This window comes from Streptococcus sp. 4155, assembly GCF_013276695.1.
GTDB lineage: Bacteria > Bacillota > Bacilli > Lactobacillales > Streptococcaceae > Streptococcus > Streptococcus pseudopneumoniae.
This window is the reverse complement of record NZ_VMLM01000004.1, coordinates 1-14,882: the sequence shown is the minus strand read 5'-3', so window position 1 is coordinate 14,882 and position 14,882 is coordinate 1. Positions and strand designations below refer to the sequence as shown.

Genomic DNA, 14,882 nt, shown 5'->3' with positions numbered 1-14,882 from the left:
TTCAATTTTTTAGACTTGGAGAATACGATTACATAGAATTGGAAACGTTCTCCAAATTTTTACTATTCCACTATATCATATTTATGTTGACTTTTCTAAAAATCTGCTCAAAACTCTCTACTTTCTATTCTAATACAGTTTTGAAAGTGCTATCATTCCTGTTTTATAACAAAGGAAACTAGTCATTACTTTTAGTCTATTTTACTAAAATTTAGCAGAAGGGAACTGGTCAGAACAGATACTGAACTAAAGGCCATGGCTAGACCTGCCAGTTCTGGGTTGAGGGCCAGTCCAACACCTGAAAAGACTCCTGCTGCTATCGGAATTCCAACGACATTGTAGATAAAGGCCCAGAAAAGATTGAGCAGAATTCTATTAAAAGTTTTCTTACTCATGTCAAAGGCACGAACCACTCCTAGGAGGTTATTGGTTGTCAACACCAAATCTGCCGACTCGATGGCGATATCTGTTCCAGCTCCCATAGCAATCCCCACATCTGCTACACTAAGGGCAGGAGCGTCATTGATACCATCCCCAACAAAGGCTACTTTGCCAGCCGCTTGTAGTTTATGGATTTCATGGGCTTTTTCTTCTGGCAAGACACCTGCAATGACCTCTTCGATTCCTATTTGATCTGCAATAGCACGCGCCACACCTGCATTGTCTCCTGTCAACATGACTGTTTTAAGGCCACGTTTTTTTAGCTGACTGATGGCTAGCTTGGCATTTTCCTTGGAAATATCTTGCAAAGCAAGCAAGCCTTTGATTTCATTGTCAACAGCCAAAAATACAACTGTCTTAGCTTCTTTTTCCAGTTCTTCGAGTTTATCTTGATACTTACTTGAAATATCCATACCATCCAGCATTTTAGCATTTCCAAGCAGAACTTGTTTTCCAGCTATTTGCCCTGAGACACCTTTTCCGTGCAAGGCTTGGAAATTTTCCACAGTATGAAGCTCAAATCCAGTTTCAGTCGCTCGCTTAACAATAGCCTCAGCCAGTGGGTGTTGAGAAGCTTCTTCCAGAGAGGCTGCCAATCCAAGCACTTCTGTCTCGTCGCCAATAATATCTGTGACCACAGGTTTCCCTTCCGTCAAAGTCCCGGTCTTATCAAAGACAAGAGTTTGAACTTTCTGGATTTCCTGTAGAACCATTCCATTTTTGAGGAGAACTCCCATCTTGGCACTGCGTCCTGTCCCTACCATAAGGGCTGTCGGTGTTGCGAGTCCCAAGGCACAAGGACAGGCGATAATCAAAACCGCCACTCCGTAGAGAAGAGAGGATACAAAGCTAGCTCCAAGTACGACCACACTATCCCTGAGCAAGACAAACCAAACCCAAAAGGTCACAATCCCTAAAATAACAACTGCTGGGACAAAAATGCCTGAAATTTTATCCGTCAAGTCCTGAATCGGCGCACGACTTGTCTGAGCTTTCTTCACAAAATCCACAATCTGAGCCAAAACAGTCTCTGAACCAACTTTTTCTGCTCTAAAAACAAGTGTTCCACTATTATTGATAGTTGAGCCAATGACAGTATCTCCAACTGTTTTATCCACTGGTAGGCTCTCACCTGTCACCATAGACTCGTCAATACTAGAGATACCTTCTACTACGACACCATCAACCGCAATCTTTTCACCGGGACGCACTCGAATCAGGTCACCTACCTTGACTTGCTCCAAGGGGACTTGAACATAGTTATCCTCACGCAAGACTTCTGCAGTTTTAGCCTGCAAATCCAGTAATTTCTCCACAGCTTGGGAAGTATTTTTCCGCATTTTCTCCTCAAAAACGGCTCCCAAAAGAACGAAGAAGAAGATAAATGCAGCACTTTCAAAGTAAACGGGGAGACCAGCGAAGAGGGCAACTAAGCTATAGCCATAGGCTACTAGGGTTCCCAGCGCAACCAAGGTATCCATGTTGGCATTGTGCTTTTTAAAACTAGCCCAAGCACTTTGGATATAAGGACCACCTGCTACTAGCATAATCGGTGTTGTGGCTAAAAAGGTGCCCCAACGCAGGACTTGGTGACTAATTCCTCCTGTCGACATCCCAATCATGAGGATCACAAGAGGCACAGTAAAGATACTAGTAATCCAAAAACGCTGGATAAGTGATAAAGATTTTCGAGTCTTCTCAACAACTGTATAACTTCCCTTTTGCATCTTCATACCACAAGAAAATTCATGTTGACCTAATTCTTGAGGGGTAAAACGAATTGTCTTCTCTTCATCCACGCCGATTGGTTCCAAGAGGCCTTCTTCTTCAAACAGAATTTCCTTATAACAGTTTGAAGGTGTCACACGGTGAAAGGTGATCTCAGCAGGAACTCCTTTTTGCAGTTGAATGTGGGCTGGATGGTAGCCTTTGTCTGCTGTGATACGGATTTTTTGAACACCATTTTCAAGACTTGCTTTTACAATTTCAGTCATATCATTCTCCTATTCTACAATCATCTTACCGTGCATCATGTTCATACCACAAGCAAAGCCAAACTCTCCAGCCTGCTCAGGCGTGATTTCCACTACATACTCTTCCCCCATTGGCAGGTTCGCATGTACACCAAAATCTGGAAAAACAATTTGATCCAGACATGGTGAAGGATCCTTGCGGTCAAAGACAATGCGGGCTGGCACTGATTTCTTGAGAATAATCAACTCAGGCGTATAGCCTCCCATGACTTCCACTCGAATCTCTTGGTATCCCTTTTTTTGCTGGGCCTTTTGTCCAGATTTTTCAGGCTTTTTGAAAAACCAAAACAAGATAAACGCGATAAGGGCAATACAAATAATGGTTACAATACTATTTAACATGACGTCTCCTTTACATACAATTACATTTTACTTCTGTCACAGCGTTTGATTTCTTCTCAGAAATCACAGCTTCCAAGTCTTCTAAGTCAGCCTGAGTAAAATCACATTCAGTAATCAAATCAGCCAACAAGTTCTTAATCCTACGGGAACAAACCTTGTCCTTGATATCTTGGACAAGTAAATCCCGACTTTGATCCAAAGTTAAAAGGGCTGAATAGACAAAGGACTTGCCTTCTTTTTTCCGAGTCAAACACTCTTTCTCAACCAGACGAGCCAAAAGAGTTTGAATGGTTGACTTGGACCATTCGAACCGCTCCGCCAGAACCCTGATCAAATCCGTACTGGTCTGCTCCCCCTGCATCCAAATAATCTTCATGACCTGCCATTCTGCATCTGAAATCTGCATCATCACACCTCCAAAATCTACATTTGTCAATTATGTTTCTTAGTATACTCCTAAAGTCTACATTTGTCAATTATGAAATCAATATTTTATTTGAAAAATAGGATTTTAATCATTTGAAAAACGATTTGCAGTCAAATATTACTATATAAACAATAAAAATATGCTATACTAAAGAAAAAAGAAAACAACCACTAGGGGTGCGTAAAGCTGAGATTAACGACTGTTAGACCCTTTGACTCAATCTAGGTAATGCTAGCTGATGGAAGTGGAAATGATAATGGGGACTAGCAGTCTTCTATTGCCTTCCTGAAACAGATTAGCTTGTTCTTAAGAATACAAACTTCAGTTGGTTGGGAGGTTTTAGATGACTTATTTACCCGTTGCTTTGACCATTGCAGGTACTGACCCTAGTGGTGGTGCTGGCATTATGGCTGACTTAAAGTCGTTCCAAGCTAGAGATGTCTATGGAATGGCTGTTGTAACCAGTCTTGTCGCTCAAAATACCAGAGGTGTTCAATTGATCGAGCACGTTTCTCCTCAAATGTTGAAAGCCCAATTGGACAGTGTCTTTTCTGATATTCCACCTCAGGCTGTAAAAACTGGGATGTTGGCAACTACCGAAATCATGGAAATCATCCAGCCCTATCTTAAAAAGCTGGATTGTCCCTATGTTTTAGATCCAGTTATGGTAGCGACTAGCGGAGATGCCTTGATCGACTCAGTTGCTAGAGACTATCTCAAAACAAACCTGCTTCCCCTTGCAACCATTATCACGCCCAATCTTCCTGAGGCAGAAGAGATTGTTGGTTTTTCAATCCATGACCCCGAAGACATGCAGCGTGCTGGTCGCCTGATTTTAAAAGAATTTGGTCCTCAGTCCGTTGTTATTAAAGGCGGGCATCTCGAAGGCGGTGCCAAGGATTTCCTCTTTACCAAGGATGATCAATTTGTCTGGGAAAGCCCACGAATTCAAACCTGTCACACCCATGGTACTGGATGTACCTTTGCTGCAGTGATTACGGCTGAACTAGCCAAGGGCAAGAGCCTTTACCAGGCAGTTGATAAGGCCAAGGCCTTTATCACAAAAGCCATCCAAGACGCCCCTCAACTCGGTCATGGTTCTGGCCCAGTCAACCATACAAGCTTTAAAGATTAAAAAAACTCTCTAGTTCCCACTTTAAGGGAATTAGAGAGTTTTTATACTCTTCGAAAATCTCTTCAAACTACGTCAGCTTCCATCTGCAACCTCAAAACACTGTTTTGAGCTGACTTCGTCAGTCTTATCTAAAACCTCAAGGCAGGGCTTGGGGCAAGCTGCGGCTAGCTTTCTAGTTTGCTCTTTGATTTTCATTGAGTATTAGTTAGGAAATAATGTCATGCAACTTTGTTAAAAAGGCTTGCGTTTTTGCCTCAATATCTTCTGCTTGCATCAAATCACGCACTACAGCTACACCAGCTATACCCGTGCCCATAAGCTGATCAATATTCTCTGATGTCAAGCCGCCAATAGCAACTACTGGAATGGCGACCGTTTGACAAATTGTTTTCAAGGTTGAAATCAGGGTGATAGGTGCATTTTCCTTGGTGGTAGTTGGGAAAATGGCTCCTGTCCCCAAGTAATCTGCACCTGATGTTTCTGCTTCCAGAGCTCTTTTAACCGTTTTAGCGGTGACACCTAGGATTTTATCAGGTCCCAAGACTTGTCGGGCAACCGAAACGGGTAATTCATCATCTCCGATATGCAGACCTGCTGCATCAACCGCAAGACAAACATCCAACCGATCATCGATTATCAAGGGTACCTGATAAGCATCTGTTATTTCCTTGACTTGTTTTGCCAGCTGATAATATTGATTGGTTGTGAGATTTTTTTCTCGCAATTGGACTATGGTAACCCCTGAACGGCAGGCCGTCTCAACTTTTGCAAGAAAGCTTTCCACGGAATCTTGATAACGATTGGTTACCAGATATAGTCTAAGTGCTTCTCTATTCATAAACCTCTCCTTTGATGGCATCTAGCCAATTTTCATCTCTTTTGAGGAGCGAAAGCTGATTGAGTACTTGGTAACGAAATTCTTCCGATCCCATTCCTTGAACAACTATTTTCTCAGCAGCGATATTGAGATAAGAGACTGCTAAGCAAGAAGCTTCAAAACCAGTCTTTCCTTGGCTGAGAAAAACAGCTGTTAAGGCTCCAACCAAGTCTCCTGTCCCTGTTATCCAGTCTAACTCTACACAGCCATTCTCCAATACAGCAACCTGATTCTTCGAAACGATAAGGTCCTTGGGGCCAGTGACTAAGAATGACATACCAGGATAGGTCTGACACCAGTCTTTCAAGACTTGAAGCAAATCCTCCGTTTCTTGATCTTTAGCACTCGCATCGACCCCAACGCCGTGGTGTTTTAAGCCAACAAGACTTCGAATTTCTGACATGTTTCCTTTAAGGACCGTTGGGCTATAGTCTAAGAGGTCTTTAACTAAGCTCTTACGAATGGAGGAAGCCGTTACGCCAACCGCATCTACTACCATTGGAAGAGAAACTTGAGCTGCATACGAGGCTGCCATGCGGATTGCTTTTTCCTTCTCAGCTGACAAATGCCCCAAATTGATGAAGAGAGCCTGACTTTGCTTAGTAAAATCAAGAACCTCACGGGGATCATCTGCCATGACAGGTTTGCATCCCAGAGCCAAAATCCCATTTGCCAGCATCTCACAAGAAATCTCATTGGTCATACAGTGAATAAGAGAACTCGTTTCCAGAGGAAAAGGATTTATCAATTCCTGCATCATTCTATCCTTTCACCAAAGAAATATCCCTGCACTTTTTTAAAGAATTCCTGCTTGATTAAAAATCGAAAAGCAATAAAGGAAATCGCTGTACCAATCAAGGTTGCTCCGAAAAATCGAGGAGTGTAGATAAACCAGCTAAGCTTAGCAGCCGATCCTGTAAAGAGTACCATAACAGGATAGGAAACAATAGAACCAATAATACCTGTTCCCACAATCTCTCCTAGAGCGGAATAATGAAATTTTCGACCATACTTATAAAAGAGACCTGCCAGGAGGGCTCCAAAAGTTGCTCCTGTAAGAGCTAAAGGTGGAATCCCTTGAGTCGTCATACGGATAAAGGCTGTGACTGTAGCCATAGCCAAAGCATAAACAGGTCCCATCATGATTCCTGCTAGAATATTGACTACACTGGACATCGGTGCCATTCCCTCAATCCGAAAGATAGGTGTAAGGACTACATCAAGGGCAATCATCATAGATAAAATGGTTAATTTGTGAACTTGTAATTGGTGCTTTCTCATGTTTATTATTCTCCTTTTTCTAAAGACTGTAAATCGCTCTTCCATGTCTGGTGTTGGTAGGCCATTTCCCAAAACTTGGCTTCCATATGAACACTGATGTGGAAGGCATCTAGCATTTTTTTCCTGTCTGTCTCGTCACTTTCTCGATAGAGTTGATTGACCAGCGCTCCCTCCTCTCTGATCTGCTGCTCTAACTCATCCGTAATATAAGTTTCAATCCATTGTTGGTAGAGAGGATTTGGTGATGGTTTAAGATTAAGTGATTTGCCTATATCATGGTATAACCAAGGACAAGGCAGCAAACTTGCAAAGGCAATGGCTAAGTTCGGCTCTGCAAATTGCCTATAAATATGTGAAATGTAATGATAACAGGTTGGAGCGATTGGATGTTGCTCCATTTCCTGGTCGCTGATTGCCAATTCCTTGAAAAATTGTTGGCGAATAAATAACTCACCCTCCACTAGACTCTGAGCATTTTGTTTCAGGAGTCTTTTCATCTCTTGGTTTGAAGTCTTATCAGCCAAAAGGTGATAGATTTCTGAGAAGGCCTTCAGATAGTAGGCATCCTGAATCAGGTAATAGCGGAAAATGGCAGGTTCTAAATTTCCCTCTTGTAATTGTAAAATAAAGGGATGATGAAAGGAAGCCTGCCAAGCTTCCTTGGATAATTCCATCGCAATATCTGTAAATTCCATAATAACTCCTTTATAAAAATAGACTGGTTTGAAGCAATAAAAAGAAAAGCAGGTAGATTAATTTTGTTTTTTTAGCAATATAAAAAGTCCGATAGCGATTCTCCACCTGTGCATGTTCGTCATATCCATGGGCAGACAGAGCTCTCAGGTAAAGATGGCGCCACCTAAAGACTGTCATCAAAACCTTGCTGTAAATCAAGGGCGACCAAAAATGCAGTTCTTGACCACGTAATAGGCAAGCTTCTTTGAGGGATTTGATTTCTTTCTGGATAAGGGGAAAGGAATTGAATACCACAATCAAGGCATAGGACCAAGAGCGTGATAGCCCCTTTTGAGCCAAGTACAAGAGAAGCTCTTTTAGTGAAATAGAGGAAATAAAGACAAGGCCAATACAAACGGTCACAAAGGCCCTCGTTCCAAGCATGACTGCCTGCGAAGCATCCCCATGTAACTGAACTGCCCAATAGTTGGCCAAAGATGGCAAAATGGCAAGTATGATCATCCAAGCTAACATTTTAAATCGACGGTAATAGAGCATAAAGAGAATACAGAATGCGACTACCGAAAGATTCAGAGCAATCGAAGGAATGAAAGATGTTTCCAAGGATAAAATCAGCAAGAAGAGACTGATAATCGGTGTCTGGGTTGCTACTTTGACCATACTATCTCACCTCCCCTTGAGCATTGCTACTCTGAGATGTGAGTGGTTTGGTAATTGTCACTGCTTTCACATGACTGAGACCCTGACTAGTCATCTCAATCCAATAATCAACCACAGAGATCAGAGGATCTAAACGATGGCTAATGATCAGAAAACTTCTTCCTTGATTTCTCTCCTCCACAATCCACTGACAAAAATAATGGCAAGCTCTATCATCCAAACCAGCAAAAGGTTCATCTAGCAAAATCACGGAAGCCTTACTGGTCAAGATGGTCAAGAGCTGAAGAATCTTTTGCTGGCCACCACTTAATTGATAAGGACTCTTATCGAGTGCCTGCTCCAGATCAAAATATCGTAAAGCTTGGAAAATTCGTTGATTTCTTTCAGAATCAGGTCCATCTAATTGAAGTTCTTCTCGCAGACTGACTCGGATAAACTGTTTCTCAGCTTCCTGAACAACACCCGTCAGGTCACGGTACAAACTCTTTTTCTTTTTCAGAACCGTCCCCTTCCAGGTAATGCGCCCCTTATACTTTTGAAATTGAAGAATAGAGCGAAAGAAGGTTGATTTCCCGACACCATTGTCACCCAGGATACAGGAAATCCCTTGATAGAATGTGAAATCAGCAATTGAAAAGAGGGGGCGATTACCAAGCTCACCAGTCACACGGTTCATATGGAATAGTTCCGGGCTAGAAGCAACTTCCTTTGAAGCAACCTGTGTCATCTCAGAAATAGGGATTTGATTTATTTCCCTTAGTTTTCCGTCTCTTAGCTCCACCATATGGTCGATATAGGCTTTATAGTCAGATAAATCATGGTCGCACAGGATGACTGTCTTCCCATCAAGAGCCAACTCTTTTAGAATCTCCAATATCTCGATTCTGCTCTTACGGTCAATGGAAGCGAAGGGCTCATCCAAGAGATAGACCCTAGGATTCATGGCAAAAATGACAGCCAGCGCTGCTTTTTGCTTTTCCCCACCTGATAGGTGATGAATGGGACGGTGTAAGATTGCCTCGCAACGACATTGCTGGACAACCTCTGCTATTTTAGAATCAATTTCCTGAAGGTGATAGCCGATATTCTCCAAGGTGAAAATCAGCTCCTCAAACAAGTTCTCCATGGTAAATTGATGATTGGGATTTTGCAAGAGAATACCAACCGTCTGGACACGTTCGATGATAGAAAGCTGACTGACTTCGCTCCCATCTATCAGTACTTGACCGCTATAGGGAAGAGAACTAACTTGGGCAATAACTTGAAAGAGGCTGGATTTTCCAGAACCACTGCTCCCAACCAACAAGGTAAAGGCTTGCCCATAAAAAGTAAAATCAATCGGTTCCGAAAAAATTGGGGACTGAATCTCCCGTAATTCCAGACCCATCTATGCTTTTCCTCCAGTTGCAAACTGATGATAGAGTTTGACAATGGCACGAACCAAGATGGTACAGAAGAAATAAACAGAAATAAAACGTACCACAAGTAAGGAAAGGACAAACGGAAGGGAAAAGGCGTAGTAACCTAACTTAATGTATTCATAGACAAAGCTAACAAGCGTAATCCCAATACTATTAGCAGTTAGAGAGAGCCAACTTCCATAGCGATTCTTAGTTACGATAAAACCAAATTCACTTCCCAAACCTTGAACCAAGCCAGACAAAAGAGCTCCTAGACCAAATTGGCTACCATAAAGGACTTCAGCAAGCGCAGCTAGCACTTCTCCAATCGTTGCACTTCCGACTCTCGGAACAAAGATGGCAGCAATGGGCGCAGCCATACACCAGAGACCGAAGAGGATTTCATTGGCAAAGGCCTGCAAACCAAGAGGTGTTAAGAGTAGACTGAGAATATTATACACATATCCTGAACCAACGAAAACCCCACCAAAAAAGATAGACAAGAAAGCAAGCAAGATAACATCTTTTAACTGCCATTTTTTCAACATAAAAAACTCCTTTTTTAAAGAAAAGTGGGGCACTCAAGAAGACCGACCTAAATACTTTGTATAGCAGATTGAATTTAGAACAGTACACAAGAATGCTAAAATATTTCTAGAAATTAATTTGAATTTTCTAATTGATTTGTTCGCATCTTATTTCAATCTACTATATCATCTTCATCCAGTTTCGTAAAAGAAAAAACTCTAATTACAGATACGAATTAGAGTTCAGCTTACAAGATTAGACAGTTCTTTTCGACATACGAAAAAAACATTTCACATTTCCCTTCGCCAGTCTTAACTGTATCAGGTTCAATGGGTATCATCTCAGCCTAAAGCACCCCAAATGCCTTTATTATTTAATTATGTGATTATTATAACACACATTTTATACTAGTTCAAGAAATTAAACTGGAAATACAGCCTTGCACTCACAAAGACAGCAGATCTTTCTTGGGTTAGATAGATACCTATTGTTCACTCATTTCCCGAACAGTTTTTTCTATATTTTTTGCATACGATATTGCCGAAATGATTGAAACGCCATCCATATTGGCCTTTATAATGTCTTTAATATGTTTCGTTTGTATCCCACCAATTGCAACTAAAGGCATTTGTGGCAATAGTTTTCTCATCAATTCAAGACCTTCATAACCTATAGCACCACCAGCATCATCTTTTGACTGGGTATCAAATACAGGCCCAACACCTACATAATCTACATATTCAACTTTTGATTGTTGAAATTCTTCTTCGTTTCTTATAGAAAGACCAATTATTTTATCTGGCATCAATTTTCTAATTTCATCAACACCAATATCATCTTGACCTACATGTACGCCATCGGCGTCAATTTCCATTGCTAAATCTATATCGTCATTAACGATAAATGGAACATTGTATTTTTTACAAAGTTCTTTAATTTGGATAGCTAGCTCAAGTTTTTCTAAGCCTTCTAAAGCACCCTCACCTTTTTCTCGAAATTGAAATAAGGTTATACCACCTTTTAAGGCTTCCTCAACGACTGTATATAGATTTTTTCCTTGGCAAGTAGTCGTTCCACAAATAAAATATAGTTTTAGTAATTCTTTATGAAACATCTTACTTCACTCTTTTGAATTCCTTTACATCTTCATCTGTAATCTCGTATAAGGCATTTATAAATTCAACTTTAAATGTCCCAGGAAGATGTCCATTTGGACGTTTTTCTGCCATTTCTCCAGCCATATTGTAAACTAACATTGCTGTTTCTAATGATTTCAATTCTTGACCTTTTTCTAGTCCGATAAAGCTTGCTACTACAGCTCCTAATAAGCATCCTGTCCCAATGACTTTTGGCATCATGGCACTACCATTATGAATCGTTACCACTTCTCCATTAACAGCAATCGCATCAACTTCTCCAGTCACTACTATTGGAATATGAAACTTAGCGTTGGCTGCTAGAGCAATCTCATCAATATTATCCACACCAGCACTATCTACTCCTTTAGATACCACATTTATCCCTACTAAAGAAGCAATCTCGCCAGCATTCCCCCTAATCGCAGCTAGTTTGTAATTGTTGATTAGATCATCTGCTACTTTTTTTCTATATTCTCCTGCTCCACAGGCTACAGGATCTAAAACTGCTGGGACATTATATTTCTCTGCAATTTTCAGAGCAGCTTGGTATAATTTCCAATTATCATCCGTTAAAGTCCCAATGTTAATCAATAATCCTCCAGCATATTTTAATAGATCTTCTAAGTCTGCTGGGTACTCGCTCATAGCTGGTGATGCACCTAGTGCTACTAATCCATTTGCTGTGAAATTTTTTACCACATCATTGGTGATGCAAATGACCAATGGTGCTTTTTCTTTTAATAATTTTAAACTTGTCATATTGAATTCCTTCCTTTTCACTTTATACGATCTACTGATTTCGGTTTATCTCTATCTTTCGTTAAGAAATTTTTCAGTTACATTGAATGATTTATACTCAATGAAAATCAAAGAACAAACTAGGAAGCTAACCGCAGGTTGCTCAAAGCACTGCTTTGAGGTTGCAGATAGAACACCATACCTACGGCAAGGTGAAGCTGACGTGGTTTGAAGAGATTTTCGAAGAGTATTAACTCATCAAATTTGTAAATATCATGAACCTTCTCTAGGCATCATAACCAATATCAAAAAAGGCTAATTCTAAAGCGACCGCTTGATTCCAGCGTTGCTGAAGTTCTGTCAAATCTTCTCGACCTTTTCCGACACGATTGAGTTCGTCAACCAGAAATTGAACCCACTCTGCAAAGAAAGGACCTCTGTGGAGATTGATCCATTCCGAATGAATATAGGCTTCAGGAAGAGCCAAAGCTTTAGAACCCCAGTCTAAATAGAGTCCTTCTGCAATGACTAGCATGACCAAAAGATGGGCATAATCTGATGAAGCCACTGCCGAGTACATTAGATCCTGAAAGGCTTTTGTTACAGGGTGCAAGCTCACTTCTAGATAGTCATTCTCAGATACGTTTAACTCTTTGAAAGCCTTTTGGAAATAGCCATCTTCATCTGCTTCAAGAAAGCCTAGTTGTTTGGCAAAACGAAGCTTGGATTCAAGCTGGTCTGCGTGGGCTACGCAGGAACCCAACATGGATAAGAAGGCATCAAAGAAGTGATAATCTTGAATCAGGTAGTCTTTTAAGGCCTTATTCTCAATTGTCCCTGCAAAAAGTTCCTTAACAAAACGATGATTGATTGCAGCCTGCCAATCCTTCTGACTGCTTTTTAATAATTCTCCAACAGTCAAACCTGGCTGAAATGTATAAACCTGTGTTTCCATATTTACTTCTCCTCTCTTTACTTGTTAGTAATTAATAAAACACCAAGAAATACCAAGTAAAATCGTAATTCCACTTGATCCTTTTAAAGAACATCGAGGGCATTTGCAGAGAGCTACCTAAACAAGCCTACCCAGTTTTATATAAACAAAAAAACTCCAATTACAATCAAGAATTAGAGTTGACTTACAAGATTAGACCGTTCATTTCACCATACGAAAAAAACTGTTCACATTTCCCTTCGCCAGTCTTAACTGTATCAGGTTCAATGGGTATCATCTCAGCCTAAAGCACCCCAAATGTCTTTATTATTTAATTACTAGACCATTATAACAGAAATTGAAAGCCCTAGCAAGATATTTGACCGAAAAATATCTTTATATAGTTTTTGATAGCGATTTATTCTTCCAATACACGAAGAAAAACCTCCACATTCAGTGGAGGCAATCTCTTTTATCAATACAATTTTAAGTCACGAGGGTCAACTGGGAAGGTTGGGTTGTATGGGTTGTGACGAAGTTTGAAGTGTTTGACATCTTCAATGGTCTGAGTTCCAGACAATTGCATAACTGTCTTCAATTCCGCATTCAAGTGTTCAAAGACTTGACGCACACCAACACTACCACCAAGAGCCAAACCATAAATAGCAGGGCGACCAATAGCTACCAAGTCTGCTCCTGAAGCCAAGGCTTTAAAGACGTGTTGACCACGACGAACACCAGAGTCAAAGACAATTGGCACACGTCTATCAACTGCTTCTGCCACTTCTTGAAGCGAGTCAAAAGCAGCTGGTCCACCGTCGATTTGACGACCACCGTGGTTGGTGACCCAGATACCAGAAGCTCCCGCAGCAAGCGAACGCTCAACGTCCTCACGGCATTGTGGTCCCTTGACATACACAGGAAGACCAGAGTATTCAGCGATAAATTCTACATCGCGTGGAGACAAGCGTTGTTTAGCTGATTTGTAAACAAAGTCCATTGATTTACCAGCACCTTCTGGCAGGTATTCTTCAACAATCGGCATGCCAACTGGGAAGACAAACCCATTACGCTTATCAACCTCACGATTACCCCCTACAGTAGCATCTGCCGTCAAGACAATCGCTTTATAACCTTCAGCCTTCACACGGTCCATGATGTGGCGGTTGATACCGTCATCCTTACTAAAGTAAAATTGGAACCAATGAGGTGTCCCTTGAAGGGCTTCAGAAATCTCTGGAAGGTCAACAGTAGAGTAAGAACTAGTTGTATAAAGAGAACCAAACTCATGCACACCACGCGCAGTCGCCACTTCACCTTGTTCATTTGCCAATTTATGAGCCGCAACAGGCGCCATAATGATTGGTGAAGACAATTTTTCACCTGCAAATTCAATCTCTGTACTTGGATTTTCTACATTGCAAAGTGTATGAGGCACGATGAGCTTGTGGTTAAAGGCACGGATGTTTTCACGTAAAGTGAATGTATCTTCCGCCCCACTGGCGATATAGCCAAAGGCTGCTTTAGGAATCACTTGTTGCGCCATTGGCTCCAAATCATAGGTATTGATGAAATCTACATGCCCTTCTGCATTGCTTGTTTTGTATGACATAAACTGTCCTCCTTGATTAAGTAAGCGTTTGCTTTTTACTATACATCTATAATAACTCTTTTTTCAATCATTTTCAAGAGTTTTGCTTAAAAACAATCTTATTTTTCATACAATATATTAGCCCTACTTTCCTTAAACTCTAAACTTTAGTCTATATTAAGTGAATCGTTGAGATTTTTTGCTGCCAGGCATTTGAACTACTTTTTTATTTGCTGATTCTATCTACTGATGCTATAAAAAACAAGTAAATAAGACACCAGAACATCCTCTAATAGGGCCTATGGACTTATATCAGTCATTTAGTTTTAAAAAGCGTTCCAACTTTTTCAAGATAGCCCAAGCTTGCTCAATAGGATTCAAATCTGGTGAATAAGGCGGTAGAGGTAAGAAAAAGTGTTTATCTTGGATGCAGAGTTCATCCAAAATGTTCTTGGGATCAAAACTAGCATTGTCCATGATAATAACATGAGGTGTTTTCAAAGCAGGTAGGAGTTGCGTTTTGAACCACTCCACAAAGAAATCGCTTGTCATGCTGTTCTTGTAAATCATGGGAGCTATAAACTCTCCGTCTACTTGTCCTGCAACAATTGAAGTTCGCTCAAAACGACGTCCGCTAATCTTTTCATAGACTTTCTCCCC

At 40.8% G+C, this 14,882-nt stretch carries 15 protein-coding genes, 1 pseudogene and 3 riboswitches; of the genes and pseudogenes, 1 reads left to right on the top strand and 15 read right to left on the bottom strand.

All coding sequences use genetic code 11. The features are described from left to right. Nucleotides 1-191 precede the first annotated feature (191 nt). Genes HT715_RS00795 through HT715_RS00785 form a run of 3 tightly spaced genes read right to left on the bottom strand, consistent with a single transcriptional unit; the run spans nucleotide 192 to nucleotide 3,222 of the window. A complete protein-coding gene (locus HT715_RS00795; protein WP_054388070.1) occupies nucleotides 192-2,435 on the bottom strand; it encodes a heavy metal translocating P-type ATPase in 2,244 nt (747 codons plus the stop codon). 9 nt (nucleotides 2,436-2,444) lie between these two features. Next, nucleotides 2,445-2,816: a cupredoxin domain-containing protein gene (locus tag HT715_RS00790; RefSeq protein ID WP_000935057.1), complete on the bottom strand. Its 372-nt coding sequence runs from the start codon at nucleotides 2,814-2,816 to the stop codon at nucleotides 2,445-2,447. 10 nt (nucleotides 2,817-2,826) lie between these two features. Next, the gene (locus tag HT715_RS00785) at nucleotides 2,827-3,222 is read right to left on the bottom strand and encodes a CopY/TcrY family copper transport repressor (RefSeq protein WP_054388069.1); all 396 of its coding nucleotides are present in this window, start codon (nucleotides 3,220-3,222) and stop codon (nucleotides 2,827-2,829) included. 183 nt (nucleotides 3,223-3,405) lie between these two features. Beyond that, nucleotides 3,406-3,503: riboswitch (TPP riboswitch) on the top strand. Between the two features lie 83 nt (nucleotides 3,504-3,586). Here HT715_RS00785 and thiD point away from each other — a divergent pair. Continuing rightward, the gene (gene thiD, locus HT715_RS00780) at nucleotides 3,587-4,378 is read left to right on the top strand and encodes a bifunctional hydroxymethylpyrimidine kinase/phosphomethylpyrimidine kinase (RefSeq protein ID WP_000221735.1); all 792 of its coding nucleotides are present in this window, start codon (nucleotides 3,587-3,589) and stop codon (nucleotides 4,376-4,378) included. Nucleotides 4,379-4,583: 205 nt separating this feature from the next. On the opposite strand, the gene thiE (HT715_RS00775) is transcribed toward thiD, so the two are convergent. The 12 genes and pseudogenes from thiE (HT715_RS00775) to HT715_RS00720 all read right to left on the bottom strand — a co-directional run. Then, entirely contained in the window at nucleotides 4,584-5,216 is a 633-nt protein-coding gene (gene thiE, locus HT715_RS00775; protein ID WP_054388068.1) for a thiamine phosphate synthase, read from the bottom strand. Continuing rightward, complete coding sequence (locus HT715_RS00770) at nucleotides 5,209-6,012, bottom strand: hydroxyethylthiazole kinase (protein ID WP_054388067.1); 804 nt, start codon at nucleotides 6,010-6,012, stop codon at nucleotides 5,209-5,211. Before HT715_RS00770 ends, thiE (HT715_RS00775) begins: the two co-directional genes overlap by 8 nt. Next, nucleotides 6,012-6,536, bottom strand: coding sequence for an energy coupling factor transporter S component ThiW (gene thiW, locus HT715_RS00765; RefSeq protein ID WP_001225551.1), 525 nt, complete (start codon nucleotides 6,534-6,536; stop codon nucleotides 6,012-6,014). Before thiW ends, HT715_RS00770 begins: the two co-directional genes overlap by 1 nt. A 5-nt stretch (nucleotides 6,537-6,541) precedes the next feature. Then, entirely contained in the window at nucleotides 6,542-7,231 is a 690-nt protein-coding gene (gene tenA, locus HT715_RS00760; protein ID WP_054388066.1) for a thiaminase II, read from the bottom strand. 10 nt (nucleotides 7,232-7,241) lie between these two features. Further along, nucleotides 7,242-7,892 (bottom strand): energy-coupling factor transporter transmembrane component T, encoded by a 651-nt coding sequence (locus HT715_RS00755; protein ID WP_054393112.1) that lies wholly within the window; start codon nucleotides 7,890-7,892, stop codon nucleotides 7,242-7,244. A 1-nt stretch (nucleotide 7,893) separates the two neighbouring features. Beyond that, a complete protein-coding gene (locus HT715_RS00750; RefSeq protein WP_138706382.1) occupies nucleotides 7,894-9,279 on the bottom strand; it encodes an ABC transporter ATP-binding protein in 1,386 nt (461 codons plus the stop codon). After that, the gene (locus HT715_RS00745; RefSeq protein ID WP_054388063.1) at nucleotides 9,280-9,840 is read right to left on the bottom strand and encodes an ECF transporter S component; all 561 of its coding nucleotides are present in this window, start codon (nucleotides 9,838-9,840) and stop codon (nucleotides 9,280-9,282) included. Nucleotides 9,841-10,100: 260 nt separating this feature from the next. Next, nucleotides 10,101-10,189: riboswitch (TPP riboswitch) on the bottom strand. Nucleotides 10,190-10,304: 115 nt separating this feature from the next. Then, nucleotides 10,305-10,934: a thiamine phosphate synthase gene (gene thiE, locus HT715_RS00740; RefSeq protein WP_054388062.1), complete on the bottom strand. Its 630-nt coding sequence runs from the start codon at nucleotides 10,932-10,934 to the stop codon at nucleotides 10,305-10,307. A gap of 1 nt (nucleotide 10,935) precedes the next feature. Continuing rightward, nucleotides 10,936-11,718: a hydroxyethylthiazole kinase gene (gene thiM / locus HT715_RS00735; RefSeq protein WP_172922785.1), complete on the bottom strand. Its 783-nt coding sequence runs from the start codon at nucleotides 11,716-11,718 to the stop codon at nucleotides 10,936-10,938. 265 nt (nucleotides 11,719-11,983) lie between these two features. Next, nucleotides 11,984-12,652, bottom strand: coding sequence for a TenA family protein (locus HT715_RS00730; protein WP_000449921.1), 669 nt, complete (start codon nucleotides 12,650-12,652; stop codon nucleotides 11,984-11,986). Between the two features lie 217 nt (nucleotides 12,653-12,869). After that, a riboswitch (TPP riboswitch) is annotated at nucleotides 12,870-12,958 on the bottom strand. A gap of 148 nt (nucleotides 12,959-13,106) precedes the next feature. Then, nucleotides 13,107-14,243 carry an L-lactate oxidase gene (lctO, locus tag HT715_RS00725; protein ID WP_054388060.1) on the bottom strand — a complete coding sequence of 379 codons (1,137 nt, stop codon included), beginning with the start codon at nucleotides 14,241-14,243 and terminating at the stop codon, nucleotides 13,107-13,109. Between the two features lie 321 nt (nucleotides 14,244-14,564). After that, nucleotides 14,565-14,882, bottom strand: a pseudogene (locus HT715_RS00720) (IS630 family transposase); the annotation flags it as partial.